This window comes from Cupriavidus mimosae (genome assembly GCF_023952485.1).
GTDB classification, from domain to species: Bacteria; Pseudomonadota; Gammaproteobacteria; order Burkholderiales; family Burkholderiaceae; genus Cupriavidus; species Cupriavidus taiwanensis_C.
Map to the genome: position 1 here is coordinate 1 of NZ_JALHRY010000107.1, position 671 is coordinate 671.

Annotated in this window: 1 protein-coding gene; it reads left to right on the forward strand. The window is 60.4% G+C overall.

What is annotated here, in order from left to right; translation table 11 throughout:
- Positions 1-138 precede the first annotated feature (138 nt).
- Entirely contained in the window at positions 139-501 is a 363-nt protein-coding gene (panD, locus tag MKD50_RS30550; protein ID WP_012353832.1) for an aspartate 1-decarboxylase, read from the forward strand.
- The last annotated feature ends 170 nt before the right edge of the window (positions 502-671 follow it).

Consider the following 671-nt stretch of genomic DNA (forward strand, 5'->3'; position numbering starts at 1 on the left):
TTCACGCTCAACCTCGAAGACGACATCGTCGCCGCCTGCCTGATGTGCAGGGACGGCCAGGTCGTGCGCGAGGCGGCGTAACTCCAACGGGCGCAGCGCGCCCACTGCTTTCGCTTCAGATATAAGGACGTATCACCCATGCAACGCATCATGCTCCGCGCCAAGCTCCACCGCGTCACCGTGACGCAGGCGGACCTCAACTACGAGGGTTCGTGCGGCATCGACCAGGACCTGCTGGACGCTGCCGACATGAAGGAGTTCGAGAAGATCGAGCTGTACAACGTCAACAACGGCGAGCGCTTCTCCACCTACATCATCAAGGGCGAGCGCGGCAGCGGCGAGATCTCGCTGAACGGCGCCGCCGCGCGCCGCGCGCACCTGGGCGACCAGCTGATCATCTGCACCTATGCGCCGATGACGGACGAGGAAATCGCCACGTACAAGCCCAAGGTGATCCTGGTGAACGAGAAAAACGGCATCAAGGAAATCAAGAAGGTCTGAATATCAACCCCTGAAGGGTTGCTCCCCTCTCCCGCCTGCGGGAGAGGGAGCACGCCACCGGAAATTTAAGAGCCAATGCCGTTGGCGTGCCCCACCGTAATACTGCAAAGAACAATCACAGCAACACGCAGCATCCCGGTTTCAAAGCAACGGAGGAGAAGTCGATGGAG